Raw genomic sequence first — 26,862 nt, forward strand, 5'->3', positions numbered from 1 at the left:
CGTACCGCATGTCCCGGCCCATCACGTAGAGCGTGCCGCGGCTGTTGAGGAAGTCCTGGACGTCGAACTTCTGCTCCCCGGGGCGGGGGCTGACGATCTCGATGACCTCCGGGTGGGACATGAACTGGAAGCTGCGGACCAGCGTCAGGTACACGCTGTCCCTCGTCTTCTCCGGGGCGTTCAGCATCTGGCCCAGGAGTTGGGCCCAGCCTGCCGGAACGCGGTCGTAGTGCCCTTCCAGGATGTCCAGCGGCTCGCGGTCGAGGCTGTTGGTCACCCACCTGCGGACCGTCATCAGGTCACTGCCTTTGAGCGCGGCCGCCATCAGGTACGAGGACAGCACCGTGAAGCTGTGACCCTCCCAGAAGGAGGCATTCTCCATGTCCTCCCCGGAGGCCGAGGCCGCCAGGATGTAGCCCGCGCGCCGGATGGCCACCGAAGGGATCTCGCAGCCCTCCACCAGGTTCCAGCGCAGCGTGTTGGGAACCCCGGAGACCCCGGCATTGAAGACCCAGAGCGGCCGACCGTGAGCGCGGCGCAGCTTGTGGGTGTGCTCGTACAGGTCACCGCGGGTCGAGGTGGCCACCACGGCGCCGGCCGCGTCGATGACCGCGTTGCCGAGCTGGGCGGACTTGCCGGAGCGGGGCGGGGCGTACATCAGCAGCAGGTCCTCGCAGGCGATGAACAGCCCCCGCTTGTAGAGGAGGTCCGTCCCCAGGTGGTAGCCGAGGTCATGCGGACTGATCGAGCGTCCCTTGACCCCGGCGAGGGACGGGCGCAGGACGTCGGCCCGCTTGCGCAGCCCCGACTCAGACAGCCACTTCCGCAGTTCCTTGGGTTCGGCGAACCCGACCTTTTCCGCATCCTTCGGCCTGGCCGTGGGGCCGGACTTGCCCAGGTCCCACTTCTGCTTCAGCGCCAGGTAGCCGACGACGCAGCCGCCCGCCGCTGTCACGGCGAAGCCGGGGATGCCGCCGAGGGGCCAGTGCGTGGCCACGGTACCGAGCGTTTCGAGGAGGCCGGGCACGTCGTCATTGGGGTCGTTAGCCACCGTCACCGCCACGGCGGGGAGACCCGCCGCCAGGGACGCGGGGCCCATGCCCCGCCGAGGCTTGCCGACGATGAGGCCGGCGGGCTTGTGCGTGTCGATGATCCGATGCATCCAGTGCGGCCGCACGGCGCCGGGAAGGTCTGTGCTGTTGGGGGACGTACTCTCTTCCTTGCGTGACACGAGCTTCTCCTCTTGTCGCGAAGTCCCCGGGCCGGCGGTACCAGCGCCTCCCGGGGGCGCCCATTTGATCCGGTGACCTCACAGATCACCGTACGAGCCAGGGCTGACATTCAGCCCCGGCATTTCTCAGCTGTGCTTCCTGATGACGTCGCCCAGGTACTTCCGGGCACTGCCTTCCGTCAGGCCAGCAGCCGCGTGCCACTGGCGAGCCAGGGCACTGGCCGACTGGTGGGGAGCCCGCTGTTCGAGAGGAAGCTGCAGGTAGAGGTACTCCAGCAGTTCCTTGCCTGCCAAACCCTCCGGAACCGTCGCCTTCTCCGAGGCCGCCACCTCGTCTTCGTCCAGGGCCCCGTCCTCCACCTCGTACACGGGCAGCTCAGGCGACGTCGCCGGGCCCGGCACGAAGGGCACGCCCTGGCTGTCGCCAATTGGCGACTGGCCCACCGCCCCGCCCGTCAGCGGCAGCTGCGGGTCGACGTCGGCCCACTCGAGGCTGTCGATCCGGGCCTGCACCACATGCGGCCGTCCGTTGTCTCGGGCCGCCACGGGCACCGAGGCACCCGCCTGACTGCCCGCGCCGTATGGGGCATACCCGCCGCTGAACTCCGCCTCCAGGTCAGTCCACCCGTGCACCTCGTCCGTGCCGGGAACCGACTGCTCAGGCTCCGGCTCTGAGGGGCCGGCCGTCTGCTCCACCGCAGCGTCCAGCGCCTCGGCCGGGCCGTGATGCTCGGTCTTGTCGACGCCTCCCTGCACCGGCTCCAGCTCCGGCACGGACACCTTGGGCAGTTCCTCGCGGACGTCGAGGCGCTGCAGCTCCGCAGGCACCGGGATTCCGGCAGCCTCCAGGCCCGCCGGCACCGTCTCCCGGAGCGGGACACCGTACCGGGCCAGCCGCAGCGGCATCAGGGCCTCCACCGGAGCCTTGCGCCGCCAGGCACGGCCGAACCGCTGCCGCAGACGCGCCTGATACACGAGCCGTTCCTGTTCCAGCTTGATGACCTGCTCGTAGGAGCGCAGCTCCCACAGCTTCATCCGACGCCACAACTTGAAGGTGGGGACCGGGGAAAGGAGCCAGCGCGCGATGCGCACGCCCTCCATGTGCTTGTCCGCCGTGATATCCGCGATCCGGCCGATAGCGTGCCGGGCCGCCTCGACCGCGACGACGAACAGGACCGGGATCACCGCGTGCATCCCGACGCCGAGCGGGTCGGGCCAGGCGGCCGCACCGTTGAAGGCGATCGTGGCGGCCGTCAGAAGCCACGCCGTCTGACGGAGCAGCGGGAACGGAATCCTGATCCAGGTCAGCAGCAGATCGAGCGCCAGCAACACGACAATGCCCGCGTCGATGCCCACAGGGAACGCGTACGCGAAGTTGCCGAACCCCTTCTTCAGCGCGAGTTCGCGCACGGCCGCGTACGAGCCGGCGAAGCCGATACCCGCGATGATCAAGGCGCCTGTGCAGACGACCCCGATCAGCACCCGGTGAACCCGGGTCAGTGTCGGCGGTTCTTTGGTCGGGATCGGGGCTGACCTGGGGGTCTGACCCGTACCCTGGTCCTGACGCATCTGACTCCAATCTCAGCGTCGTCTGGGCCTCGGTGGTGCTTCCTCACCGCCGGGGCTCGCTCTTTTAGCTGTCCTCCGGCGTCGCCTTCGCGTAGCCCTTGCGGGTCAGCCACTCGTCATACGCCTGCGCGACCTGGTCCTTCAGGCTCATGCCGGTGTCGAGCTTGCAGAGGGTTCCGCGTCGGTGCAGTTGGAGGTCTTCGGGAACCTCAACGTTGAGCGGACGCATCTTGCCCGTGTCCTCCTTCTTCGGTCGCCCCCGCTGGCGCTTGGGCTTTGGGGGTTCATCTGTCATCGGTCCGCCACCTCTCCGGAGCTGGTGCAGGTGGAGAGATGATCTCACCCCGCCTATGTAACCAGCTTCCTAGTTTCCTAGCAAGATTTATTCTTAGGAACCTTGTAACCTAGGAAAAATTCGCTACCTTGGAATCAGCAAGACGAGAGGGCCGGGGTTGCAGCCCCGACCCTCTCCACCCGGGCGAGCGAGCGACCGCTTCCCGGGCTTGGGACACCCCTGAGTGGAAGGGATCTCCGTGAGCAAGTCTGTCATCTCCTTTGCCGTCACCAGCACCCCCCTGGCGACGGTCGACCTCTCCATCAACGGCGGCCGCCGGCTGGTCGCCGTGGGCAAGTGGGGCCCGGCGTTCGAGCAGCCGAAGCCCGCGTGCGGTAACTGCGCTGACTTCCAGCAGGTCATGGTCCGCCGAGGCGGCCGGCTGGAGGCCGTCACCTGCCAGTGCGTCAGCACCGGCACCGGCGACGACCTCCCGGCGCGCATCCCCACCGGCTCCCCGAAGCCGCACGCGGTGCTGGCGGTGGGCGCATGACGCAGGAGGAGCAGGCGCGGGCGGCCGCCGAGGCCGCAGCCGCAGCCCAGCGCGCCGAGCAGACCCGCCAGCAGGCGGAGGCCGAACTGCAGCGCCACGGTCAGGCCGTGAGCGGGATCGGGGGCGCTCGATGAGCGACACCCGCCCGCCCCTGCCGGTTCGTCCGCAGCCGCACGAGCGCGACGGACGCCAGCCGCAGCAGCAGCCCGCGCGGCCGCACCCCGCCCGATAGGGCCTCCTGCAGGCCGTTCCCCTGTGGTTGAGCGGAACCCGGCAATTTTGCCGGGTTCCGCTCAACCGGGCGGCTTGCCTCCCCCTTGCTCGCCTTGTTGGAGAGGCACACCCATGTCTTTGATCGAACCCCTCGTAGCCGCTGCCCCGTTAGCGGTCGGCTGGACGACCCACGGTCTGCTGTTCCGCCGCCGCCTGGCCGCTGCCCGGCATTGCCCCTTGACCCAGCTCCTCACCCGTGAAGGGTGGGAGAAGGCCGCTATCCGGCGCATCCTGCGAGGTGGCGCCGCCGTAGCTGTCATCGACCTGGACGACTTCAAGGCCGTCAACGACACGTTCGGCCACGCCGCCGGGGACGCCGTACTCAAGGCCACCGGGCACCGTCTCCACCTGTGGGCCGGAGCCTCGGACGGCACCGCCGGCCGTCTCGGAGGCGACGAGTTCGCCCTGGTGATGACCGCCGACAACTTCGAGGACGGCATCGAGCAGCTGCACGAACTCCTGACCGCCCCCATCGACTGGCAGGGCGTGCAGCTCCAGGTCGGCGCGTCCATCGGAGCCGTCCCCACCGACGGACTCACCCTGTCCGAGGCCCTGGGCCACGCCGACCAGGCCATGTACCAGGCCAAGGGCAGCGGCGGCCGCCGCCAGCACCGCCGCCACCAGGACACCACCCAGGACAGCCAGGAGGTGGGCCGGTGAGCATCGCCCGTGAACGCCTGATTGCTGCCGCCGCCCTCGTCCTCTCCGTGCTGGTCATGGCCACCTCCGTGGAGATCGGGCGGAACGCGATCGAGGCCCTGCTGACCGCCGTCACCACGTACGGCACCGCCGTGCTGGCCGCCGTCCTGGCCCTCGCCCTGGCCAAGGCGCCCATCGGCTTCTGGCCCGTCCTGAAGGCCACGCGCACCGTGGTGACCACCGCCGTGCTGATCGCCCTCGTCCTGTACGGGATGGGCCGATCCGTCTGGGCGGTGATCGCATGACGCTGACCCTCTACGACGAGTTCGCCGGAGTCGGCGGCTCCAGCAAGGGCGCCACCGAGGTGCCCGGCACGGAACTGATCTTCGCGGCGAATCACAAGAAGGACGCCGTGGAGGACCACGCCAGGAACTTCCCCAACGCCGACCACTACGAGGGCGACGTGGCCCGCGCCGACATCGCCAAGTTCCCTCGGGCGGACATCTTCTGGGCCTCCCCGAGCTGCCCGCCATGGAGCAACGCGCGGGGCAAGCGCCGGGATTTCGACTCCAGCACCCAGGGTGTCCTGTTCTGGGAGGAAGAGCCGGACCCGGAGACCAAGCGGGCCCGCGCGCTCATGGAAGAGGTCCCCCGCTACCTGCAGGCGATGATCCGACGCGGCAAGCCCGTGCTGTGCGGGGTCGTGGAGAACGTCGTGGAGTGCAGGAAGTGGGACCAGTGGACCCGCTGGCTGCGCGAGGTCCGGTGCGATGGCCTGTACGAGGTCCGCGTGATCGCGATCAACTCCATGCACGTCAAGGCGCCTCGCAGCCGGCGGGCCCCGCAGTCACGGAACCGCCTGTTCGTCGCCTACTGGCTGAAGTCCCTGGGACGGACGCCGGACTGGAACAAGTGGCTGCGGCCCCGGGCGTACTGCAAGGTGTGCGACACCACGGTGACCGCGCTGCAGGTGTTCAAGCGGCAGGGCGTCGACATGGGTGCGTACGGGCGCAACGGCCAGTACTGGTACCGGTGCCCGAACGTGAAGTGTCGGGGCTCGATCGTGGAGCCCGAGGTGATGCCCGCGGCCGCCGTTATCGACTGGTCGATTGAGGCCCGCCGCATCGCCGACCGGGACGAGCCGCTGGCCGAGGCCACCATGGAACGCATCCTGCGGGGCATCCAGCGGTTCGCCACCCCGTTCACCGTGCCCGCCGGCGGGACCTGGCGGACCGAGCCGGTGTCGGTCGAGGAGCCGATGCCGACCCGGACCACCCGTGAGACGGACGCCTTGGCCGTGCCGCCGCTTCTCGTGCCGACCGAGGGCAGGGACGGGAAGGTGGCCACCAGCGCCGAGCAGCCGATGCGGACCCAGACCGCCCGCAACGAGACCGGCCTGGCCATCCCGCCGTTCCAGATCAGCCTTCGGGGCGGAGGGTCGAAGAAGATCACGTACGGCGTGGACGAGCCACTGAACACCGTCAGCGCTAGCGGGAACCACCACGGCCTCGTCACCGGTCAGCGACTGCTGATCCCGTACTACGGCAACGGCACCGCCCGCACCGTCGAGGACCCCGTGGGCACCGTGACGACCCGCGACCGCTGGTCTCTCGCGGAAGTCCGCGAAAGCGTCGACCTGGGCGACGTCAGGTTCCGCATGTTGGAGCCGCACGAGATCGGCGCCGCGATGGCCTTCCCGGACGAGTACATCGTCACCGGGTCCAAGCGTGACAGGGTGAGGAAGTACGGCAACGCCGTCACCCCGCCCGTGGCCGAGGTCATCGTGTCCGCCCTCGTGGAGGCAGTCACCGGCGAGCCGCTGGAGACGGCATGGTGACCCGCCGCCGCGATCCCCGCCAGATGAACGGCGGATACCAGCTGACCATGTTCGACACCGAGCCGGAGCCCGCCACCCAGGCGGCCCCGGCCCTGGGCCCCCAGTCGCCAATTGGCGACTGCCCCCCGGCGGCCGCCACCACCACGGTGGTGGACCTCCACGGCCACCAGGACGACCCCGAGTACGCGGACGTCGTGTACGTCGGCCGCCCCAACTTCCAGGGCGGGTGGCGCCTGCACGGTCACGTGCTCGCCAACCCCTACCGGGTGGGCAAGCACGGCGACGCCGCCGAGGTGGTCGAGCGGTACCGCGCCTGGCTCGCCGAGCGGCCCCAACTGGTGGCCCGCGAGCTGTCGAAGCTGCGCGGCCGGCGGCTCGGTTGCTGGTGCGCCGAGGGGCAGCCATGCCACGCCCGCGTCCTGGCTGAACTGGCAGATCAGGGGGTGAGCGCGTGAGCCAGGAAGAGGAGTTCAACCCCTGGAAGTGGGACCGCAAGAACTACATGGCGGGCAAGTCCCGGCTCACCGTCGAGCGGCACGGCCACGAGGTGACGCTGGACCACCAGGGCGTGTCCATCGACGGTCAGCGGATCGTGCGGGACAACCCGGGCCGGGGGGAGCACGGATTCGAGATCACCCCGTCCGGGAGCGTGCTCTACCGCGGCAAGGAGATAGCCGCCATCGACCCCCCGACGAACGGCACCGCCAACCCCGGCGAGGTCACCGTGTACGGCGAGAACGGCCCCGCCGCCCGCGAGCGGCAGAACAGCGAGGAGGCCGAGCGGCGGCAGCGGGACGACCGGTACCGCGCCAGCGAACAGCACCACCAGCAGGAAGTCACCCGAGATCAGGAGATGACGCTGTGACCGAGCAGCAGAGCCCCGCGCCGTTCGATCCGGCGCTCTACCTCATCGAGCAGGCCCACCGCCAGATCCCGGGGACATTCCGCCCGGCCCCGCAGCTGCCGCCCCGGCAGTCCGTCGGCCGCTGGCTCTGGACCCACTTCGGGCGCCTCGCGCCGGGCCTGGCGACCACCACCATGTCCGCGCTCGCGTGGAGCTGGAACGGGCAGATCCCGGACGGCTCTACCCGCCCCCTTTGGGTCACGGGCACCCTGGCCGCGCTCGCGGGATGCGCCGGATGCATCGCGGCCGCCAAGCCGCACGGCGACAACGGAACCGTTCGCATGAGCTTCTCGGCGGCCGCCGTGCTGGCCGTCTCCGGGGTGACCGCCTGGACACCGGACTGGCAGCTGGCTGCCCTGCTGTGGGCCCTGTCCACCGCCGCGGTGTACGCGGTGTGCGCCCCGCTCTGGCGCAAGGATCGCAGCGAGGCCCGCGCCCAGGCCCACGAGCTGGCCATGGAGGAGACCAAGGGCGCCAACCAGGCCCGGGTGAAGGCGATCGAGACCGCCGGCGCCGTCGCCCAGGCCCAGTGGGAGTACCGCCAGGAGCAGGCGAAGGTCGAGGCGATCGTGGCCGCCGCCCACGCCCGTCAGCAGCGCGCGATCCAGCCCGGCGAGGAGCTGGACGTGCAGGCACTTCTCCGGGCCGCGAACGTCGCCGAGCTGAACTGAGCGCAGGCATTTCAGGGACCCCCACGGCGGTGGGGGTCCCTACGCATTTCTCGGCATGGCAGCATCATGCGGGCCACCGCCAGACCGAGGGAGAAAGAAGCCCCGCCGTGCTCATCGCGAACATCAGCCCACGATCCATGGGCAAGACCACGGATACGGGCTTCATGGCCCACGCTCTGCACGAGGTCGGTTACACCGTCCGCGCGTGGGACGCCGACGAATCCCAGCACCTCACGCAGTGGTCGGAGGCCGCCGGCGGTTTCCCCTTCCCCGTCGAGAAGAACGCCACGGCCACCTTCGCAACCGATGTCGAATCGCTGAAGGGCGGGATCGACATCGTGGACGTCGGCCACACCGAGAACCACCCGCACATTGCCGACTCTGTGTTGAAGGTCGCAGACCTTGCCATCCTGCACATGGAGCCATCCATGGCCGACTGGCAGCGGGTCACCCAGCCGCGCACCTCCACCCCCATCACGGACATCGTGGCCCGCTCGGCGTTCGCACGCCCCGGACGCCAGGCCCCGCCGCTGTGGGTGCTGTTCAACCGGGTTCGGACCGGGGTCCGGTCGGCGAAGGACATCCGCGACATGATGCGCGAAGAGGGCTGGAACCTGTTCACCGTGATGATCCCGGTTCGGGACGAGATCAAGCAGGCGACAGCGTTCCCCGTCGAGCGCGCCGCGCACGGCCCCTTCGGTGAGCTGGTCACCGAGATGGAGACGAGGGGACTGATCAAGCGTGACGCGTAGGCGTGACCTGCGGGCGGGGGCCGCCGCGACAGCCGCCACCCAGACCCCGACGAACGGCTCGACCGCTACCGCCGCCTCCACCGGCACCGCCCTGGACACCACTCAGGACACGAGCCCGTCGAAGCTGCGGGACCAGCCGTTCACCCTCGCGCACTGGGGCGCCACCCTTCCTGAGCGGGACGTGACCCCCGAGGAGGCGAGCGGACCGCTCCGCCCCGATGAGCTGGAGCAGCTGGCCGAGTGCCACCGTGCCATCGACAACGCCCGCTCCGCCCAGTGGATGCTGGGCCGCGCTCTGGAGATCGTGCGCCGGCGACGTCTGTACCGCGGTGACGGGTCCCGGACGTGGCCCCAGTACCTGGCCGCTGAGCACGACGGCATGACCGAGCGAGACGCACGCCGGCTGCAGGAGGAGTGGCGGCTGGCCAAGGCCGTACAGGACGCCCTGGGCAAGCCCGCCCCGGCGTCCCATGTCCGGGCCATGCTCGACTACGCCGACAGCACCTCCGACGAGCAGGCCGCCCACGCCTACGTGATGCTCCGCTCCGCGTTCGAGGCAGCCCAGGTACGCCTGGCCGCTCACCAGATCACGGCCCGAGTCGCCAAGGCCCTGGAACCCGCTGCCGCCGAGAAAGACCCCGAGAACCGCCGTCAGGCGGTCGAAGTCCGATGGCGCGAGATCCACGCCCCCCGGCCGTCGATCCCCGCGCCCGCGAAAGCCCCAGACGCTGCATTGACAGCCCCAAAGACGAAGGAAGCTGCCGATCCCCTCGCGGAGGCCGTGACCGCCGTAGAGAGGGCCCTGGAGCGCGTCGACAATGCCCTGATGGATGAGAGTGCCACCCTGCGACGCTCCGCCGTCGACGCCGAGCACCTGCAGAAGCGCCTCCGCAAGGTGGGCCGCATCCTCGCCAAGGCCACCGTCCCGGCCGATGACGTCATCGACGCCGAGGTAGTGGAGGACCGAGCCCATGATTAAGGGGAACCCGGCAAAATTGCCGGGTTCCCCTTAACGAGGCCTTTCTCAGCTCAACGGCGTTGAGCGACGCGGGGGCGGTACGGCCCGCAGCAGCTCCCACAGCGGGCGCGAGCCCGCCGCCCACACGCCCAGCGTCTGGCGGTCGACCACGTGCAGCCGTTGCTGCTTGGCGAACGTCACCGCCGGCGCGGTCACCCGCCCGTTCGTCACGATGACCGCCACATCCGCACCATGCACCTGCCGGGCCGTGCCGTTGAGCACCTGCAGGTCCGGGGTGCCCACCGCCGAGCCCCGGACCCCGTTGCGGCGGTGCTTGCACTGGATCACCCAGCGCCGCCCGTACGGATCGGTCGCCTTCACATCGGCGCCCAGGTCCCCACCGCCGCCGACCCTCTGAGCATCCCGGCAGCCGTCCCGGCGCATCAGATCCCGTATCGCGTCTTCGAACCGGGAGTGGTGCAGTGCGTCCAGCTGCGGCAGCCCGTAGCGCAGCCCCTGCGCCCGCACCGCCTCCCACCGGGCCTGTTGCCGAAGGCTGTAGAGCCAGCCGCCGCCCGCGAGGCCAGCGAGGACCAGGAGCAGGGCGATCACCCACCAATGGGCCAGCAGCCAGTGGACCACCGTCACCACCACCGCGAGCGCCACGGCCGCCGCCAGGAGGAAACCGATCAGATCGGAGTCCTTTCGCCGACGACCGGGCCGCCTCGTGCGCCGCCGCGCCGGCGACCGCCGCGTCACCGGGTCCCCCGCTGGGACGGGAACTTGATCGGATACGACACCGTGGGCGTTGGCTGCGGTCTCCGCTTCCACGTCGGGGTCGTGTCGAACTTGATCGGGTAGTGGACCGTCGACCGCGGGCCCGGCCCCCTCTTGTCGCCCGCCCCGTCCGCCGACGCGTGACCGTTGCCGAACCCGACCACGGCTAACGCGAACAGAGCGAAGATCGTCATTTCTCGTCTCGCGCCCGGAGCCCGCCGCGAATGCCCGCGAACCGGTGTCCCGTCAGAGCGCACGTACGGCCGTACCCAAGGCATGGAGCCTCCCCCTCGTAGGACCATTGCTGCAACCAGCCATGATGACAGTCGCCACTGACAACGGATCAGGAGTCGCGGGGGCTCGCCTCCTACCCCGGCACCCTCGGACGGGACGGGCGAAGTTGAAGATCAGGGAGCGGGCGGGCAGGGGAGCAACAACCCCTCAGGTGGACTGTCCAGCCAGATACGGTTGAGAGTAGGCGGCTTCTTCCATGACCCGACCGAAGTCATGTCGACCGTGCCACCGGAGAACTCCGCGTTACGGAAGTCCACCTTGCCACCGGAGAACCTCGCCCAGCGGAAGTTCACCGTGCCACCGGAGAACTCCGCGTTACGGAAGTCCACCGTGCCACCGGAGAACTCCGCGTTACGGAAGTCCACCTTGCCACCGGAGAACCTCGCCCAACGGAAGTCCACGGTTCCGCCGGAGAACTCTGCCCCGGCGAAGACCACCTGACCGTTGGAGAACTCCGCGTTGCTGAAGTCCACGGTGCTGCCGGAGACCTCCGCGTAGTGGAAGTCCACGGTGCTGCCGGAGAACTTTGCCCGGCGGAAGCTCACGAAGCCGTCGCGGAACTTTGACCCGCGGAAGTCCACGGTGCCGCCGAAGAACTTCGCGTCGCCGAAGTCGAAGACGAAGCCGGAGAACCTCGCCCAGCGGAAGTTCACCGCGCCGCAGAACTTGCTGCCGGACAGGTCACCGCCATCGAAGGTGGCGCCAGTGAAGTCAAAGTTGCAGCTGGACCAGGATGTGTGGGTTCCCGGGTCCTGCAGGTGGTCTCGGATGACACGGATGAGGGTGAGGCGGACTTGGCGTTCCGCCTCTCTATGCTCTGGTGAGGTCGGGTCGGTTTGGTAGGGCATGCGCAGGTAGGCACACAGGACGTCGATGCACACCTGACGCTGTTCTTCCCAGTCGTCGGCGAGCCGGGCGAGAGCGTAGACGCCGGCGAGACGCACGGCGGGTTTGTCGTCGCCAAGCTGGCTGGCGGCCGTGGTGTAACGGTCGGCCAGTTGGCCTGCATCGGCACGGTGGGCGTCGCCCTCGGCGAGACGCTGTTTGCGGTAGGCGTAGACCCCGGCCAGGATGGCGCCGACCAGGGTGAGGATGGCGATCGTGGTTTTGAGAGCGTCCGCGGTGCCAGTCACCCGAGGGGCGACGACGAACTGATAGATGAGGCAGCCGGCGCCGATGGCTGCGAGCACGGCGAGCGGGGCCACGATCCACACACGCCACAGCTCCGGGGCGTAGTGACCGCGTGCCTGCCGACCTTGATGTCGCCACCTCGATCCACCTGTCACCTCTCCACCCTGCGGCGCTGTCGACACCGACTGGGCCGCTGGGACATCCATCCGGAGGTGTTTTAGGACCCCAGGGAGTGGCCTGCACTCCAATGCCGTACCTTGCGGCCGGTGCCAGAGAGAGGAGCACGGGCGCCGACGGGCCGACCTACGGCGAAAGGCTCGCGCGACACCCGCACTAGCCAGTTACGGTGCTGACCATGGCAACCAGCACGGCAGCACCGACCGAACACCCGGGACACGCACTACTGGTAGCTGCCGAGCCGCCCGTGCGCCATCCGCTCGCCGCCGGCGACGCTGCCCCAGCTGTCCGCGATCGCGCCAGCACGGCTGGTGGGTGCCTCGTATGCCAACTCTGTGCAACTGGCCAACCCCTACGACCCCCATACCGTGCTGACGACCATCCGCACCGCGGCTGCAGTCCAGGGCCAGTTACTCGTCTACGTCGTCGGACACCTGGCCGTCGACCACCGCCAGCACCGCCTCCACCTGGCTCTGGCCCGCACCACGGCTCGCACCGTCCGGTACACCGCGCTCCCATGGCACTGGCTCACCGCCGAGCTGCAGCACCGACCGCCGGACAGCACCTCGGTGATGGTCGATCTGGCCGCCGGCACCGACGTCTGGCAGGCCCTAGTCCAGCGAAAGCAGACTCTGGACGGGCCCTACGCGCTGCACGGTGCTGTGCAGCTGCAAGACCGCCGTCACCGGCCCAGACCCTCGTACACACATGCGCTCGCGCACATCCTGCGCACCACGCCGACGAGACCGGCCACCGACGACCTCCACCACCTGGCCGTCCGCGCCGCCAAGGTCGAGCCTACTGGCATCCTGTGGCTGGGCCCCGCGCCGCTAGACCCGACGCAGCCGTCACCCACGGTCGACGTCTCCGAACCAGGGCCTCGGCCAACGCAGCCAGCCGCTCCACCCTCATCGGCCGCCGAGGATGACCCACACCGCGCTATCAGTCAAGCAATCCAAACCGGGCGCCATGCGGAGGCCGCCGCCATCGCAACCGCGTGGGAGCAATCAGCCCTCCGCCGGCACGGCCCGCACTCTCCAGAGGTGGCCCACTGGATCGAGGTCCGCGCCGTCATCGCCCTGGAACAGGACGCGCCAGACTGGGCATGTGAGTTGTGGCTACGTGCTGCTGTGATGCGACTGACCGCCGACCAGCCCGAGACGCACCCCGATGTCGTCGCCGCCGTCGACCGCGCCCACTACGCCTGGCACCGCGTCACCAACCCGGAGCGAGCGCGTGAGTTGGGTACCGAGTTGTTGACCCTGCGAACCCATGTCACTGGATCGAGTGGCGCTCGCGAAGACGTGCAGCGACGCCTGGCGAAACTGCCGACAGCCCTGCTCCCTTGACGCCCCAAGGATTCGGTACGTCTGCATGGCGTGGATGCTCGACAACTGGGCTCCGCACACCTGGGAAAACTTCCAAGACACGGTTGAAAGTGTGATCCACACAGACCACTTCCCCGCTAAGATCCCCCCGTGGCAGTACGTGGACGCAAGCAACCGCACAGGCACGGGACGGGACACCTCCCGCCCAACGAAACCGTGCGCGCGAGCGTTGTGCTGAAGCCAGGCGACTACGTACGCGGGCTGTACGAGGAGCTGGTCAGAGACATGGGCGTTTCCGGCGCTGAAGTCCTCCGAGAAGCCCTCATGGAGCTGCACAAGCGCGAGTCGCGTCGCAAGGCGCGCGAAGCCGCGAAGAACGCCGCCGCGAACCCACAGGAGCTGCCTAAGGCCGGATGACGACAACATCCGGACGTCAAAAGGCCCCGGCCTTACCAGCCAGGGCACTTACGACGTGCGGAGGGATCTCAGCTGAGTTCGCACGCCAGCGGGCCTGAGATCCCCATCTTCTGCTGTTAGCCGCGAACCAGGTGCCGGGTTACCAAGCCGCCACCGGGTCCTCGTGTGCCCTCAACGCATCGCTGAAAGGCATTCGCATCGTAGCTCATGGCTGCGGTGTTGGCCCAGTGCGCCCTGGCTCCGGTGTGTCCATCTCATCGGCGTCGGTGCAGGCCAGCCCGCATTCGTTGATTCGAGATCACGCTGCTGTACTTCGGTTTCCCAAGATCACCCTGACCATGTGGTACCGGGTAGCGGAGCTGGCGTACGGGCGTGGCTTGCTGCCCGACATGAAGTACCGCTTGGCCCGGTTCCTCTCCCAGCAGGAGCTGGACCCCGCGACCGGTCGAGTGGTCGGTCAGTGGGGCACCGGCCGCACGGACGGAGGTATGACCCTGGCCGCCCGCTACGCCTGGCAGTTCGGCGTAGGAGAGGACCGGTTCTGGGACGACCTTAAGGGCCTGTACCGCTATGGGTTCGCCGCCCGGGTCGTGGCTCCGGCCCCCGGCCGGCGGGCGGTCTACGCCCTCGTCCTCCGGGTCGACGCCATCCCGCGCGACCTCCCGGACGACCTGGCCCAGCAGCTGAAGGTCTGGGACCTCCCCGAGGTCGAGGACCCCTACGAGGACGTCCGGTACGGCCACCTGACCGATGCCGCCGATGCCGCGGTGCTGTCCGGCGAACCCGAAGTCGTCGCTGTGGACGAGGAGGGCGCCGCCGAGCTGGACGCCGCCCCGCGCTGGGAGCATGCGGCCGGCTCCCCGGCGGCCGCAGCAGCCGAGGCCATCCGCCGCTCCGCCAAGGCCCTGGGCAAGGGGGCCGGGCCGCAGGATCTGCGGTGCTGGGCCGTGGCCGACCGCGACCGCGCCGAGGCCCTGACTCACCGCCTGATGACCAATGGCAAAACGTCCCCTCTTAACGCGAGGGAAGTTTCACCACTATCTGGTGTTCTTTCTACCGGTAGTAGGGGGTTGAGCTGGTCAAACGAGATGGGACAAGCAAAAACGACGCCTTCGGCGGCGCCTGGAAAGCAGCCTGCGTTCCTGTCCGGTGACGACCCTCACGCCGTCGCAGACAGGGTCTTGCGCCGCGCCTGGCACGCCTGGCGGGCCCAGCTGGGCCACGGCAAGGTTCTTTTGCCCTCCGGGCACTGGGACGAGCTTGGACGCTGGCAGGCGGCTTCCGCGTGGACCGACCTGCAGCGCACGGTTCGGATCGCACTGCGCCGGGCCACCGAGTACGAGTTGGTCGAGCTGTTGTCCAGCAGTGTGACCGGGGTGGACGACGTGGGCCGCCTGGCCGCGTGGAGGCTGTGGCGCCTGATCAACGACCGGCGCAACGCCCACCGCTACGGCGGCCGCCGGCGCCCCGTCGCCCAGGCCGACCACGTCACGAGGTGGGACCACGTCCAGACCGCCGTTGCCGAGCGGACCCGCATCATGGCCACCCCCGCCACCCCGGCGGACCTGCACGACCGCCAGGCCGAGCTGCGCGAGCAGGAGCGCCGCCGCGAGGCCGCGCGGATCGCGGCGGAGGCCGAGCTGCGGCGGGAAGCCGAGCGAGCCGAACTGTCCGGCCGCTGGGGACTGGACCGGTATGCCCCGCGCCCGCAGCAGGAGCAGCCGCGCCGCTGGGCATCCCGCGAGCCGGAGGCCCTGCACGAGGCGCAGATGGAGGACCGGCGCCGTCTCGACATGCCCCTGACGCGGTCGAGAGACGAGGAGACCTACCGGGCGGCCCTGGCCAGGGCCCGCGCCGAGAAGCGCGCCCGACGCCACAGCTGACGGCTGGGGCCCGCCGGGGGCCGGCCGGGGCAGTAACGTGTACGGAGCCATCGGGAGAGGGGACCCTGTGAGCCTGAAAGGCAAGCTGGCATCGTGCGTGCACCGGACTAACGGGCGCCCTCGACCGTACGATGATCATGTGACAGTCCGCCGCACTCTGGGCGCCGGCCCCCAGGCGTCCCCCTCCATCCGTGCCACCGAGGCCGACCTGCTCGACGCCCTGCCCGGCGTCCGCCTGCCCGACCTGGACGAGCTGCGCGCCCGGGGCGTACTCGGCGCCCACTCGGCGACGACGCCGACACCGCGGCGCACGCTCGGCGCCGGCGGCCACGCCGACGAGAAGCTGCCGCCTCGCACCACCTGATGCCTCACCCGGGTTATAGAGCGGGCGCCGCTTCCCGTACGATGCAGGGGACTCACCGCACCATGAGCTGGCTGACCAGGATGCACGTCCTGCGACGCCACGAGGGGGTCCGAAGCCGGCGGCAACCGGCGACAGACCCCCTGCGGCGAGTACTGCAGTCACCGGGCCCGGCCGTCCACACATCGGCCGGGCTCACTGCTGAGCACAGACCTTGCGGCGGGGCGATCCGGCTTCCTGGTCACGACCAGAAAGACCGCAGTACGGTGATGGCCGTGACGATCACGGGCGCCCAGTCCAAGAACATCTGACGTAAGGCCAGAGCGTTCTCGTAGCAGGCGCAATGCTCGTGCTGGTCCACCATGCCTCCCCTTGCTGAAGCCCCAAGTGGCCCTTGGGGAAGGGCCTCCGTTCCGGGAGGAACGAAGCAGGTGAGGGGCCTGCGCGGCGAAGTAGCCCCAAGCATAGGCCAGTTCGGGTCTGAGTCGGACCCGGGGGACCACAACTTCTGGGCTGCTGTAGCCATCCAACCACCACATGTAGTGGCTTACCTGAGTGCCTGTTTCTGAACCCCCGAAGGCGCGGGCTCGGTAGCCTGGTGCCAGGTGGCGGTAGGCCAAGGTCACCGTCATCACCTTGAGATCGATCAAGGTCGCGGCCACCTGGTGGACTCCCGGCGACGCTGATGACCGTCAGCGCCACGGCGTTCGTAGCGTTCTATCGCTCGCGTCACACCATCCCCGGCAGTTGCCGTTCGGGGAACGGTCACCGTGACCGTTCCCCGAACGTTTGCGCAAAGCGCCTATTTCGGTCCTGTGGCTCTTGACCTGCTGATACGGGGTTCAGAAACAGGCACTCAGGTATCGGGTGACCGCGCGTGTCGCGGGGGCTGGCCAGCGGAAAGGTGCTAAAGCGGATGCCGTGGGCTGGCGGCATGCAGGCTGGACCGGCTGCTTCCGAACGACTCCTTGGAGTCCCCGCCTGTACAAGAATTAGCTCAGTGCTGCCGTGAAACCGTGGGCCTAGGCGGCATGTGCCGCGCCAACTTGGCCAGGGCGCGCGGGCCAGCGGGATGTCGATCCCGCCTGGCTACCAAGCCGACTCCGGCCAGGCTCCCCGCACCAGCCATGGTGCCGAGGTGGCGCCGATGACCGCGGATCCCGGCAAGTCTTTCGCACGTTTTCACCCGAATGAGTGTTTGGAAAGCAACTAGCGTTGTGCGGCAGGGAGACCACTGAGAGAGGGGCCGGCGAAGCCACCGTCGAGGGCGGTGACGCCAATCACTGGGGGAGGACCGCTCCCGGAGTCGGCGCCGACCAAGAGGGCGACGATGGCGCCGTCCATCTCCGTCATGCCCGCAGCGACGGCCCCGGCACCGCGGCGGACGCTCGGCCCCGGCAGTCGCGGCGGCTCAGCAGGATGACCCGGCCCATCGACCGGATGCGGTGGCAGCCGGCTGGGTCCCTCACTCTCCGCTCGGGGATCCGGCGATGCGCATCGCACTGTCCATGACCGCGCACATCGTGGCGAGTTCCCCGTCAGCGATGGCGCCGCCCAGGGACCGCAGCCAGTCCGCCGCCCGCCGACCGGTGGTCGCCACCTGCGCGAGGGCCGCGCCCTCTCCGGGCCACGGCTCCCTCGGCGAGTCCACGTCGCAGGCAGGCCGCGGCAGTTCATACAGCGTCATGCCCGGACCAACGACCGTCCTGGCCGGGAGGCCACGTCGACATGGCCGGGCGCGCGGCGCCCGGCCGCTACCCGTAGGTGGTCATGTCCGCCACGCCGTGGCCTCCCCTCCCCGCCGGGCCGCCCGGCGGACTCCTGCTGCCTCCCCCGCCGCATCCGCCGCGAGCCGTACGCGTCCCCGGCCGGGCCATAGATCCTGGATAAGCTCCCCGCCTCCCGGTTCCTGACGCCCCGACGGTTCGTTCAGTGTCACAGTTATGCCGCTAACAGTGACGGACCCGCCTGCTTGTGAACGGGGACGTGATGGCCCGCAACTACAGATACCTGGGGTCGGGCGAATCGCCGGTGCGAGCGCCGATTTCATTGATGTATTCCTCGAAGCTGGGCGGCTTCACAAGATCGCTAACGACTGCTTGGACCAGGATGTCATTGGCCTTGCGAATGCTATTGACACCTCGGTACGCGAGGACAGCCATGGGGATCACCAACAGTAGCCACAGCAAATGCACTTGAGCAACCATCACACAACTCAGGAAAGTTCCAGCTAGCCCTACGTTCACCCTCAGATCGGCTTCGGCTACCAGGCGGTCGTAGTCGCCATACATGTCCTTGCTAGCGGTGTATAGCCGTGTGGGCAACTGTGGCAGATCCCCGAGTAGACGCGCCACAGCTTCTCCGACGTAAGGCCTAGCCTCGGACGGGTCTGAGATCCTGCTGGGGAAGACCTTGTATTCGCTGTACTCCGAGATCCGCCTAAAAGCCGTCTCGCTCAACTCACCCGAAGCGCCGAGGCTGATGAGACGTCCCTTTCCTGCTGTTACCTTCAGGCTCGGCAAGTATGAGTCCAAGAGCCTTGACTGCCGCCGCAGTGGCGCAAGGATTCCACGGTCGATATTCGACAGACCAGCCCGCAGCAAGCGGCTGAATGTTGTCGCGGTAACTTCCAGCACAGCTCCCAAAAGGTAGGCAAGGAAGGCGCCAGCCGCCAGGAGCGTCGGCTTCCCTAACCAGTGCGCTAGGTCGTAGAACGGTTTTAGGTGCTGCCCCGCTTCGGTCTTGGTTGGGAGCTTGTCCCCTAGAAGCAGATAGAACCCGAGGCCGTAGAGATATCCGATAGCCAATGGAGTACGAAGTTCCCGGAGTCCGGGGAGAAGGGAGGCGAGCATACGACCATCGTCCGCTCGGCGGACGATGGTCGTGGACTTAGACACGCAGCTACAGCGGTGGCGGTCAGCGCGGTGCGGGCAGAGTTGTGGGGGGAGCAGACGACACTAGTGAATTCCGGCCACCCCTTAGCTCCGGCACGTACTTGTAGATCGTGGTCCGCGAGACGCCCAACAGCTTCGCAATCGACGTGATGCTGTTCTCCGGATCGGTCAGCAGCGCGCGAGCGTGACGAACTTGTTCCTCCGTCATGGCGGGCGGCCGACCGATCCGCTCCCCCCGCGCGCGGGCCGCCGCCAGGCCCTCGTGGGTGCCCTGCACGATCAGTTCGCGGATGAACTCTGCCAGGGCCGCGAAGACGTGGAAGACGAGGCGGCCGCCGGGCGTGGTGGTGTCGAGCGATTCGTGCAGCGACTGGAAGCCGATCCCGCGCTTCCGCAAGCCGGAGACGATCGCGATCAGGTCTTGGATCGAGCGGCCCAACCGGTCGAGGGAGGGCACCACCAGGGTGTCTCCGGGCCGGAGGTAGTCCAGGCACTTCCACAGTTCCTCGCGCTCCGCGTTCTTCCCCGACTTCTTGTCGGCGAAGACCCGTGCGCAGTGCGCCGCCTCCAGAGCCGCGATCTGCCGATCGAGCAGCTGCCCCTTGGTAGACACGCGCGCGTACCCGACCCGGGCCCCGGAGGGGTTGTCGGGGAAGGCTTCCAGCGGGCTGTCAGCGTCCGCCCACTCAGCGGTAGTCGTCATGACACGGCACCGTACAGAAAAGGGCCCCAGAGGGTTCCTGGACGCCCTGAGTTGTTGAACACCCTTGTTGGACACTAGAAGTCGCTTCCGGCCGGGCGTGTCGACGTCCCGCCGCCCCTGTCCAAGAACCGATCGGTTGTTGAACAAGTTCACCGCAGCAGGGTGTGGAGCAGGCCGACCACCGCCAGGCCTACGAGAAGCGCGACCCCGACCGCGGGGTGCAGGAAGGCGATGTACGTGCCGCCGGCGCCCGCGAGCAGCAGTACGGCGGTGCGGGTGTCGAGACCGTTCATGTTGAACTCCAAGGCAGGGTGAGACGCGGCCCGTCCGCGTCAGGACCGCACCTTCAGGTACGCGAGGGTTAGCCCCGCAACTCTCGCGAAAATTCGCACCCCAGCCCGGGAAATCCCCAGCTCAGATGGCACGCCGCCCGGACAGGTCCGAATGGTGCCCGGATGATTCCGCCTGGCCGTCGATCCTGCACCAGCAGCCCAGCGTGGGGACGGCGAAGGGCCCGGCCAATCGGCCGGGCCCTTCTGTAGTTCCTCGTCAGGAAGCCGGGGGCAGCGTCCGTTCCGCCAGCTGCCCGACCGCCGCCATCCGGGCCGAGTCCCACCCAGGCTGGGGCGGAAGGCTCCGGAGCAGGCCCCGCAGTCGCTTCGCTTCCACCACGGTCACGCCCTGCAGTTCGAGCCGGCCGCGCGGCGCCGGGACCTTCGCCCCATGCACGGCGACCACCGGGCGGACCGGGACGCCGAGCGCGCGGGCCGCCTGTTCGGCCTCCCAGACCACCGTCTGCAGGGCGCGAGTCTGGTCGTACCGGCCGTACCGCAGGGTCCCGCCCTGCACGGCCAGCCGGGACTTGTCCGACGTCCAGTTCTTCGTGTCGACGTACGCCGCGCCGGCGGCCGTGAAGACCAGGTGGTCCAGGTTCGCGCGGCTCCCAGGGATGGCCCGATCGTGGAGCACCACGGCGTGGCCCCGGCGGACGAGCGGGGCCAGGAGCCGCGCCGTCCGGGCCTCTCCAGCGGCGCCCACCGCCCAGCTGTTGTGGGCCCGCCGGTATAACCGCCGGACGCCGAGTCCCGCGACGACGAGCGCGGCGACCAGGCCGAGCTGCCAGTTCCCCACGGTGGCCACGGCCCAGCCGACCACCGCGGCGGCCGCCGCGAGGAGCGGCAGCACCACCTTGGCCCGCCGATGCTGTGCCGCCCGTTCCGCCGCCCGCGCGGCCTCTCCCATCCGTCCCGCGCTCGCGCCCGCGCCGCCCCGGTATCCAGCCGTCGTCATGTGATGCCCGTACTGCTCCGGTCGCTGCCGGTCGAGAGCGTGGCGCCGACGCGCAGCCCGTCGCGCGAGACACCAGGCGTGACGTGCAGCCGTCACAGAATCGAGCACTACTCGCGAGTATGACGGCTTGACGCCACAGCCTCTCGGCCACGGTGGGCGGTTTACGTGGCGCGAGCGCTGCCGTCTGCGGCGGATCGGTTGTGCCGGAGGAAAGGCTGGCTACGGGAGGGGGATGGGTGGCCCGGGACCGGCTCGCCGTCGACTCCGCCGGAGTCGGGCCGGGCGCCGTACTCCCGCCGTCGCGGATGCGGGCGCATGAGGAGACCGCACCGCCGGCCGTGGCCGAGGGGGAGCAGCTGCTGCCGCGATGTGGCCGGGCCCGTCGTGGGCGCTCCGCTCACCGCGCCACCGCCGTGGTGACCGGTCCGGCGAACCCGCCGCATGCCCCAGATCGGCATATGCCATGTCAAGAATTACCTGACGACCACTGTTTGTCAGGCGTAACCTGACACTATGAGCGATGACGCGACACACGACGTCTCTACCGACCGATACGCCTACAGCCGCCGGGCTCTGAGCCGCCTCGTCCTTTCCTTCGAGCAGCGCGATCTCGCAGAGCGCGCCGCCGCCGGCGTTCCCACCGATGACACGTACGCCCATCCTGGCGAGCTGGTCGAGGAAGCCCAGACCCTGGTCGAACTCGCGCAGCAAGTGCTGCGGTGGGCGGTCATCCACGAACGGCAGAAGGGCACCAGCTGGGAGGAGATCGGCCAGCGGCTTGGCGGCATCACCCGCCAGTCCGCCCACGAGCGCTACAAGGACGCCGTCGATGAGTGGCAGTTCTCCCTGGTACAGCCCTACGAACCCGGCACCGCCGCCAGCCCATATCCCGCCCCGGTCCTGCACGAAGCCGCGCTGGAGCCCACCGCCACGGGGGCCCGGCTGGACGCCTGGGCGCGTGAGCACGTGCCCTCCGCGCGAGGTACGGAGCACCCGGTGACCGGACACCTGCCGCCACTGACCACGGTGGAGGAGATGAACCAGGTCCTGGCTGCCATCCAGCACCTGACCGCGCACGGCGCCAGCCCCGCCGAACGTGCCGCGGTCTACGAGCGCAAGGCCGCACTGCTGGAGCGCATCGCCGCCGAGGACGGGCGGCCCGAAGCCGCCGAACAGGCCGCAGACGCCCGCGCCCGCGCCGCCCGGCTGCGCGAGGAAGGCCGCCAGCCTGGTGCGGGCGGATGACCAGCCGCCTGCAGAAGAGGCACCCGTGCCCGGAGTCGACGGACCGGGACCGTCGTGGGCGCTCCGCTCAGCGCGCCGCCGCCGTGGTGACCCGGCGAGCGAGTTGAAGGTGAAGCGGGCCGGCCGCGCTCGCGGCCCCTCAGCTCCGGGACGAGGACGGCTGGCACCCTGAGACCGTCCACCGGATGCTTGCGAACCCGGCCGACAAGCCACCGATCGTCTACCCCGTCCGCGCACCGTGTGGCCTCGTGCTGTTAAACAGCACGCCAGGACATGGCACCTCCCGTGCCGTCAAATGTGGTCCCGAGGTGACGGCAGATCAAAAGCTCCAAGTCACCCCCAAGCCTGCTCCAAGTAGGCTGTATGGGCGACCTGGGGCTGCCATTTCGAAGCCCGCTGGATCGGCAATGAAAAAGCCGCGAACCATGAAAACGCGCAGGTCAAATACCTGTATGCCCGTTCCTCGCACGTTGACATGCCCACGACATGCAGGGTGACTGCTCCGCGCCGGCAACGCTTGCAGGCGCCGGGCAATTGCCTGTCCCAAGAGTCAACTTGACCGGCTTGCCTCTGAGCCGTCGGACCTCTTGCCTGCCGTGCGCCGCCGGCGACCAGCGCGCCGCGACCCGGTTCACTGTTCACGGGGTTCACCGGTTCACGGTGGTTCACGGTTCACGCTGTCCACTGGTTCACGGTTCAAGCGGTTCACGGTGGAAAGGAGTAGACCAGCGCGGTGGACACGGGTGGACAGAGCTGTTCCATCCGGCTCTCACCACTGTCTCAGCCGGGGGCCTCACGCTGTCCCAGCCCGCACTCACGGCGTTGTGTCGCAGGTCCAGGCGTTCCAGGTCCGGTCTACAGCCCGTCTACCGCGCGTATACAGCAGTCCACGAGAAGCCGCTGGGTTCACAGTCTCTTGCCCCTGGCTCACCGGTGTCTCACACGTGGTGCAGGCCTCTCTCGCGGTGTCTCACCCCTGTCTCACGGGTGTCTCACAGCCATTCAGGGTGTCTCACCCTGTCTCGCGCCCCGGGTTGCCCCGGTCAACCCCCTTGTTGACCGGAGGCACGACCTGCGGCTGAGGCAACCCTTCAGCCTTGACCGCCGCTCTGGCTCAGGGCGTCGCCAGCTCCCGCTGCCGACGCCGGCGGAGTGCCGTCCCCCACGAACGGGGACGCAACGCGGGACTGTACGTGGAGTTCAGCGCTGGACAGATTCACGAAGTGCACTGTGGATTCCAACGCTGGACAACTTCGCGAACTACGAAACAAGAACGCGGCAGACGCTTTGGAATCCGTCACGATGATTCCAGCAACGTGGAAAATGAATCGGGGTGAGCTGACACATTTGGAGATCGTGCCCGGGAATCCAAACAGATACCAGCCGGGCGAAATTGATTTACTCCATGGTAGTCTGTCACCAGCGCGACCAAGTGTCGTTGCGTCAACGTCCACATGCGTGAGGCCCCACTCCTCGCCTGGCAGCAAGTACGTGGGGCCTCACGGTTCAGCATGGTGTAGGACGATCGATGGGCCCACCCTTGGTCTGCAGTGCCGGGGGAGGGCCCATCGGCTTCTTCAGCCGCAGGTCACCAGTCCTTCCGGCCGTAGTACACGGCCTGAAGGACGGCTCCTACGAGCCGAGCCACGTCCGTGGCCCAGCGAAGCAGCTTCGCCCCCACCGGATCGTTGCCCCCTTCGGGGCCCGTTCCAGTGGTCACACCTCACCTCCTCTCGCCGGTGGAACCAGCTGGATGCCACCCGGGCAGCCGAGGAGGTGTAATGCTGGGAACAATACCATCAACGGGCGGTAGCCTCCGAACAGTTGGAGGCCTTTAAGGCCGCCTTCCACCGTACCGTCGAATGCATTGCCCAGTAATGCCTAAGCGGGGTCATGAATTCTCTACCCTAGAAGCCCGGACCCCTGGTTTAGGAAACCGCAGCTCAAGGCCCCATTGTGTAGATACACAGTCAGGCCTTCTCGTCGTGAGAAGGCCCCGGCAACCCCACCGAAGGACCACCGGCCCGCGGCGAGTTGAAGCAGACTCGTGATGTGACCGAGGCCACAGGTCGACCGGCAGGCGGCCCTGCACAGCACCGTGCTCGACAAGGTGGCCTGCCAGAACGCACGTTGCTCGGAAGAACATGCTGGCGGTTGGGGGGGGGAGCGGTACCGGCTTGGATGCCGGTTGAGCCGGTCGGAGCCGAGCCACTCCTCCGTACTCCCGCCGTCACGACCGCACAAGTGCGAGGAGGAGGTCTGCGGCAGCCCCTCGTTTCCTGGTGGGTTTCCGGAACCTTCGCAGGTCAGCAGGGGTAACAGTCGGAGCGGACTGTTACCCCGACCGTGCCGGAAGACCGAGGTCGTCCAGTGACTCTCCAGCCGCCCAACGCTGTAGCTGGCGGCCGTCGAGGAGCTGGACGCCGCCCTGGCGGGAGGCCCAGAGCACGTCCGTGCGGCTGAAGCCGCCGAGGTGGACCACGACCCGGATCAGGCGGTCGATCCCGGGTCGGCCGGCCTCCCGCAGGGGGGCGGGCACGCCCTCGTCCTCGTCCGTGGCGGCCGAGCTCGCCACCGGGCGGAACGCGACGTCGAGTTCACGGCCCCGGCGGTCCCGGGCGTACAGGCGCGGCCGCCCCTCGCGGGCGGTCAGGTCGACCACGCGCCAGCCGTCGCGCCGCAGCATCCGCGCGGCCGCCACCGCCAGGCCCTGGTCATCGAGCCGGGTCAGCTCCGCCGCGGTGTAGTGCCCGCCGCGCCGGCGGACCACCGCCCGGCGCCAGCGCACGCCCACCGCGGCGGCCGCCGCGAGCAGCACGACGCCTAGCACCAGGCCGCCGACGCCGAGCGCGCGGTAGAACCAGACGAGCAGCAGGACGGGCGCGAGCACGGCCAGGACGAGGCCGACGAAGCCGGGGAGCACGTCGCGGAGTTCGGGCCCGTACCGGCCCTGGGCGCGCAGTTCGGAGACTGCCCGCTGCCGTTGGGAGCGCCGGGACCCAGGCACGGGAGGATGCCTCCACCACAGATCCACCAGGGTCAACTCCCCATCACCACCACGTCCCGTCGTGCGGTAGAGATACCCGCTTCCTCCCGCGACTCGCCAGTCACGCCACGGTTCGGCCACGGAAGTGGCCGAAGGGCTTGCCCCGAACCCGACGCGTACGACGACTGACCACGAGCCGTCCACGGCCGCCGCTGGAATCGGGGTTCCAGCGGCGGCCGTCGCCGTTCCAGCCCCCGCCGACCCCTCCCCCGAAATAGCGTGTGCACGCTACGATTTGCAGCATGACGACTCAGGAGGGGACTCGGATCATCACCGCCCTGGAATCGGTCTGGGGCGCGATCCAGAAGCACCACCCCGACGTTCCAGACGTCGTGATCGTGACTGGAACCGGGCAGAAGCGACGCAGCACCAAGCGCCTGACGCTGGGCCACCACGCGGCGGACCGCTGGCAGGACGCAACAGCTGCCGGCCGCCGAGCGGAGCTGTTCGTGTCCGGCGAGGCCATCGCTAAGGGAGGCGAGGTGGTCGTGGAGACGATGCTGCACGAGGCAGCGCACGCGCTCGCGGCGGTCCGGGGCATCCAGGACACCTCATGTGCGGGCCGCTGGCACAACCGCCGGTACGCGGCCCTGGCGCAGGAGCTGGGGCTGGAGCCGCCGAAGCGGGCCGCGAAGGTGATCGGGTTCTCGGAGGCCCTGATCACGGCCGCCACGGTGAACCGGTACGCGGCCCAGATCCGGAAGCTGGACGCGGCCGCGCTCGCGCACATCGAGGAGTCCAAGGGCGACGAGACCGAGCCCGGCGAGGACCAGGAGCAGGACGAGAACAACCCGGGCCCCCGCGGCGGTCGAGGCCGGGCCGGGAAGCGCCTGGCCGTCGAGTGCGGCTGTGAGACGCCCCGCCGGATGCAGGTCACCCCGGCTTTCCTGGAAGAGGCTCCGGTGCTGTGTGGGCGGTGCAGGCAGGAGTTCCAGCCCCGGGAGCCAAAGCCGGAATCGACGCTGGAACTGGTGCTGCAGCTGGGCGAGGAGCCCGCGCCGGCCGAGCCCGTCGCGGCGCGGGTGACGCCGTGACTGCCGAGCCGACCACGGCGGTTCCGTGGCAGGCCCTGGCCGCCGACCCGGCGACCGTGGAACGGTACGAGGCCAAGGTGTACCGCGGCCCCGGCCCGACGTCATGCCACTGGTGGCTGGGGGCCATCAGCGACTCCGGACACGGCAAGCTCCGGGCGGGCAGCCGCCCGGCGGGCACCTCCCGCGTGGTCTCCGCCCACGTGCTGGGCTTCGCCATCCACCAGGGCGCGGCCGCCCTGCAGGCGGGCGCCATCGTCCGGCACAAGTGCGACGAGGCCAGCTGTCAGAACCCGACGCACTGGCTGATCGGTGACCGCCTGCAGAACATCCTGGACTTCCAGGCCCGTCGCGGGCTGACCGGTCACCCGCTCGCGGACGTGCGGGGCGCGGCGGGCCGGGCCGTCGCCGTCCGGGACGCCATCCTGGCGGCCGCCCCCGGCGAGGAGGCCGCCGCCATCGCGGCCGCGCTCGCGGCCGGGCACCCCTCCGGCGACCGCCAGGACACCCTCTGGTGAACGAAGCGTGTGCACGCTAGGCCGAACGGACGCACCGGGCCCAGGTTGAGGGGTCTGCCTCGCACCGCCGGAGGACGCTCCCGGCGGTGACCCCGGTATCCCGTAG

At 69.2% G+C, this 26,862-nt stretch carries 29 protein-coding genes; 17 read left to right on the top strand and 12 right to left on the bottom strand.

Annotated elements, in window-relative coordinates:
- From IG05_RS0139325 to IG05_RS48135, 3 genes are all read right to left on the bottom strand, one after another.
- Window positions 1–1,231, bottom strand: a 1,231-nt coding sequence (locus tag IG05_RS0139325; RefSeq protein ID WP_030348914.1) for a type IV secretory system conjugative DNA transfer family protein, incomplete at its 3' end; no start/stop codon positions are given.
- Window positions 1,232–1,357: 126 nt separating this feature from the next.
- Complete coding sequence (locus IG05_RS49740; RefSeq protein WP_420707655.1) at window positions 1,358–2,800, bottom strand: DUF2637 domain-containing protein; 1,443 nt, start codon at window positions 2,798–2,800, stop codon at window positions 1,358–1,360.
- Between the two features lie 64 nt (window positions 2,801–2,864).
- Window positions 2,865–3,095: a hypothetical protein gene (locus IG05_RS48135; RefSeq protein ID WP_158839119.1), complete on the bottom strand. Its 231-nt coding sequence runs from the start codon at window positions 3,093–3,095 to the stop codon at window positions 2,865–2,867.
- A gap of 238 nt (window positions 3,096–3,333) precedes the next feature.
- On the opposite strand from IG05_RS48135, the gene IG05_RS0139340 reads away from it, so the two are divergent.
- From IG05_RS0139340 to IG05_RS0139385, 10 genes are all read left to right on the top strand, one after another.
- On the top strand, window positions 3,334–3,627 hold the full coding sequence (locus tag IG05_RS0139340) for a hypothetical protein (RefSeq protein ID WP_030348916.1): 294 nt from the start codon (window positions 3,334–3,336) through the stop codon (window positions 3,625–3,627).
- A complete protein-coding gene (locus IG05_RS48140; protein ID WP_158839120.1) occupies window positions 3,624–3,761 on the top strand; it encodes a hypothetical protein in 138 nt (45 codons plus the stop codon). Before IG05_RS0139340 ends, IG05_RS48140 begins: the two co-directional genes overlap by 4 nt.
- Window positions 3,762–3,972: 211 nt before the next feature.
- The gene (locus IG05_RS0139350; protein WP_051790747.1) at window positions 3,973–4,560 is read left to right on the top strand and encodes a GGDEF domain-containing protein; all 588 of its coding nucleotides are present in this window, start codon (window positions 3,973–3,975) and stop codon (window positions 4,558–4,560) included.
- Window positions 4,557–4,844: a hypothetical protein gene (locus IG05_RS0139355; RefSeq protein ID WP_030348918.1), complete on the top strand. Its 288-nt coding sequence runs from the start codon at window positions 4,557–4,559 to the stop codon at window positions 4,842–4,844. The genes IG05_RS0139350 and IG05_RS0139355 overlap by 4 nt, the downstream gene beginning before the upstream one ends.
- Window positions 4,841–6,376 (top strand): DNA cytosine methyltransferase, encoded by a 1,536-nt coding sequence (locus IG05_RS0139360; RefSeq protein WP_030348919.1) that lies wholly within the window; start codon window positions 4,841–4,843, stop codon window positions 6,374–6,376. The genes IG05_RS0139355 and IG05_RS0139360 overlap by 4 nt, the downstream gene beginning before the upstream one ends.
- Window positions 6,370–6,831 (top strand): DUF4326 domain-containing protein, encoded by a 462-nt coding sequence (locus IG05_RS0139365; protein ID WP_234336250.1) that lies wholly within the window; start codon window positions 6,370–6,372, stop codon window positions 6,829–6,831. Before IG05_RS0139360 ends, IG05_RS0139365 begins: the two co-directional genes overlap by 7 nt.
- Entirely contained in the window at window positions 6,828–7,241 is a 414-nt protein-coding gene (locus IG05_RS0139370) for a hypothetical protein (RefSeq protein WP_030348921.1), read from the top strand. Before IG05_RS0139365 ends, IG05_RS0139370 begins: the two co-directional genes overlap by 4 nt.
- Complete coding sequence (locus tag IG05_RS0139375; RefSeq protein WP_051790750.1) at window positions 7,238–7,951, top strand: hypothetical protein; 714 nt, start codon at window positions 7,238–7,240, stop codon at window positions 7,949–7,951. Before IG05_RS0139370 ends, IG05_RS0139375 begins: the two co-directional genes overlap by 4 nt.
- Window positions 7,952–8,088: 137 nt before the next feature.
- Complete coding sequence (locus IG05_RS0139380; RefSeq protein ID WP_158839121.1) at window positions 8,089–8,703, top strand: plasmid partition protein; 615 nt, start codon at window positions 8,089–8,091, stop codon at window positions 8,701–8,703.
- Window positions 8,693–9,682 (top strand): hypothetical protein, encoded by a 990-nt coding sequence (locus IG05_RS0139385; protein WP_030348924.1) that lies wholly within the window; start codon window positions 8,693–8,695, stop codon window positions 9,680–9,682. Before IG05_RS0139380 ends, IG05_RS0139385 begins: the two co-directional genes overlap by 11 nt.
- 45 nt (window positions 9,683–9,727) lie before the next feature.
- On the opposite strand, the gene IG05_RS0139390 is transcribed toward IG05_RS0139385, so the two are convergent.
- On the bottom strand, window positions 9,728–10,420 hold the full coding sequence (locus tag IG05_RS0139390; RefSeq protein WP_030348925.1) for a restriction endonuclease: 693 nt from the start codon (window positions 10,418–10,420) through the stop codon (window positions 9,728–9,730).
- A gap of 425 nt (window positions 10,421–10,845) precedes the next feature.
- On the bottom strand, window positions 10,846–11,946 hold the full coding sequence (locus IG05_RS0139400; RefSeq protein WP_037815661.1) for a pentapeptide repeat-containing protein: 1,101 nt from the start codon (window positions 11,944–11,946) through the stop codon (window positions 10,846–10,848).
- Between the two features lie 429 nt (window positions 11,947–12,375).
- Here IG05_RS0139400 and IG05_RS42925 point away from each other — a divergent pair, with 429 nt between their 5' ends.
- The 4 genes from IG05_RS42925 to IG05_RS0139420 all read left to right on the top strand — a co-directional run bounded on the left by IG05_RS42925 (window position 12,376) and on the right by IG05_RS0139420 (window position 16,032).
- The gene (locus IG05_RS42925; RefSeq protein WP_051790754.1) at window positions 12,376–13,389 is read left to right on the top strand and encodes a hypothetical protein; all 1,014 of its coding nucleotides are present in this window, start codon (window positions 12,376–12,378) and stop codon (window positions 13,387–13,389) included.
- A gap of 129 nt (window positions 13,390–13,518) precedes the next feature.
- Window positions 13,519–13,785, top strand: a complete 267-nt coding sequence (locus IG05_RS0139410; protein WP_158839122.1) for a hypothetical protein — start codon at window positions 13,519–13,521, stop codon at window positions 13,783–13,785.
- 389 nt (window positions 13,786–14,174) lie between these two features.
- Complete coding sequence (locus tag IG05_RS0139415; protein ID WP_158839123.1) at window positions 14,175–15,668, top strand: hypothetical protein; 1,494 nt, start codon at window positions 14,175–14,177, stop codon at window positions 15,666–15,668.
- A gap of 139 nt (window positions 15,669–15,807) precedes the next feature.
- Window positions 15,808–16,032, top strand: coding sequence for a hypothetical protein (locus IG05_RS0139420; protein WP_030348930.1), 225 nt, complete (start codon window positions 15,808–15,810; stop codon window positions 16,030–16,032).
- 1,462 nt (window positions 16,033–17,494) lie between these two features.
- Here IG05_RS0139420 and IG05_RS0139430 read toward each other — a convergent pair.
- The 5 genes from IG05_RS0139430 to IG05_RS0139450 form a co-directional block, all read right to left on the bottom strand.
- The gene (locus IG05_RS0139430; protein ID WP_030348931.1) at window positions 17,495–17,716 is read right to left on the bottom strand and encodes a hypothetical protein; all 222 of its coding nucleotides are present in this window, start codon (window positions 17,714–17,716) and stop codon (window positions 17,495–17,497) included.
- 313 nt (window positions 17,717–18,029) lie between these two features.
- Window positions 18,030–18,881, bottom strand: a complete 852-nt coding sequence (locus tag IG05_RS0139435; protein WP_158839124.1) for a hypothetical protein — start codon at window positions 18,879–18,881, stop codon at window positions 18,030–18,032.
- 64 nt (window positions 18,882–18,945) lie between these two features.
- Window positions 18,946–19,626: a recombinase family protein gene (locus tag IG05_RS0139440; protein ID WP_051790757.1), complete on the bottom strand. Its 681-nt coding sequence runs from the start codon at window positions 19,624–19,626 to the stop codon at window positions 18,946–18,948.
- A 149-nt stretch (window positions 19,627–19,775) separates the two neighbouring features.
- Window positions 19,776–19,919: a hypothetical protein gene (locus IG05_RS48665; RefSeq protein WP_199808472.1), complete on the bottom strand. Its 144-nt coding sequence runs from the start codon at window positions 19,917–19,919 to the stop codon at window positions 19,776–19,778.
- A 256-nt stretch (window positions 19,920–20,175) separates the two neighbouring features.
- Window positions 20,176–20,916, bottom strand: coding sequence for a nuclease-related domain-containing protein (locus IG05_RS0139450; protein ID WP_030348934.1), 741 nt, complete (start codon window positions 20,914–20,916; stop codon window positions 20,176–20,178).
- 513 nt (window positions 20,917–21,429) lie between these two features.
- Between IG05_RS0139450 and IG05_RS44005 the strand changes: the two genes are divergently transcribed.
- Window positions 21,430–22,161 (top strand): hypothetical protein, encoded by a 732-nt coding sequence (locus IG05_RS44005; RefSeq protein ID WP_030348935.1) that lies wholly within the window; start codon window positions 21,430–21,432, stop codon window positions 22,159–22,161.
- A gap of 1,588 nt (window positions 22,162–23,749) precedes the next feature.
- Here IG05_RS44005 and IG05_RS50130 read toward each other — a convergent pair.
- Both IG05_RS50130 and IG05_RS0139460 read right to left on the bottom strand, forming a co-directional pair.
- Entirely contained in the window at window positions 23,750–23,881 is a 132-nt protein-coding gene (locus IG05_RS50130) for a hypothetical protein (protein ID WP_267883342.1), read from the bottom strand.
- 615 nt (window positions 23,882–24,496) lie between these two features.
- Window positions 24,497–25,168 (bottom strand): hypothetical protein, encoded by a 672-nt coding sequence (locus IG05_RS0139460; RefSeq protein WP_234336252.1) that lies wholly within the window; start codon window positions 25,166–25,168, stop codon window positions 24,497–24,499.
- A gap of 281 nt (window positions 25,169–25,449) precedes the next feature.
- Here IG05_RS0139460 and IG05_RS0139465 point away from each other — a divergent pair, with 281 nt between their 5' ends.
- Both IG05_RS0139465 and IG05_RS0139470 read left to right on the top strand, forming a co-directional pair.
- Entirely contained in the window at window positions 25,450–26,241 is a 792-nt protein-coding gene (locus tag IG05_RS0139465) for a hypothetical protein (RefSeq protein ID WP_158839125.1), read from the top strand.
- Window positions 26,238–26,756 (top strand): hypothetical protein, encoded by a 519-nt coding sequence (locus tag IG05_RS0139470; protein ID WP_030348938.1) that lies wholly within the window; start codon window positions 26,238–26,240, stop codon window positions 26,754–26,756. Before IG05_RS0139465 ends, IG05_RS0139470 begins: the two co-directional genes overlap by 4 nt.
- The last annotated feature ends 106 nt before the right edge of the window (window positions 26,757–26,862 follow it).

The sequence above is a fragment of the Streptomyces sp. NRRL S-1022 genome, assembly GCF_000720135.1.
GTDB lineage: Bacteria > Actinomycetota > Actinomycetes > Streptomycetales > Streptomycetaceae > Streptomyces.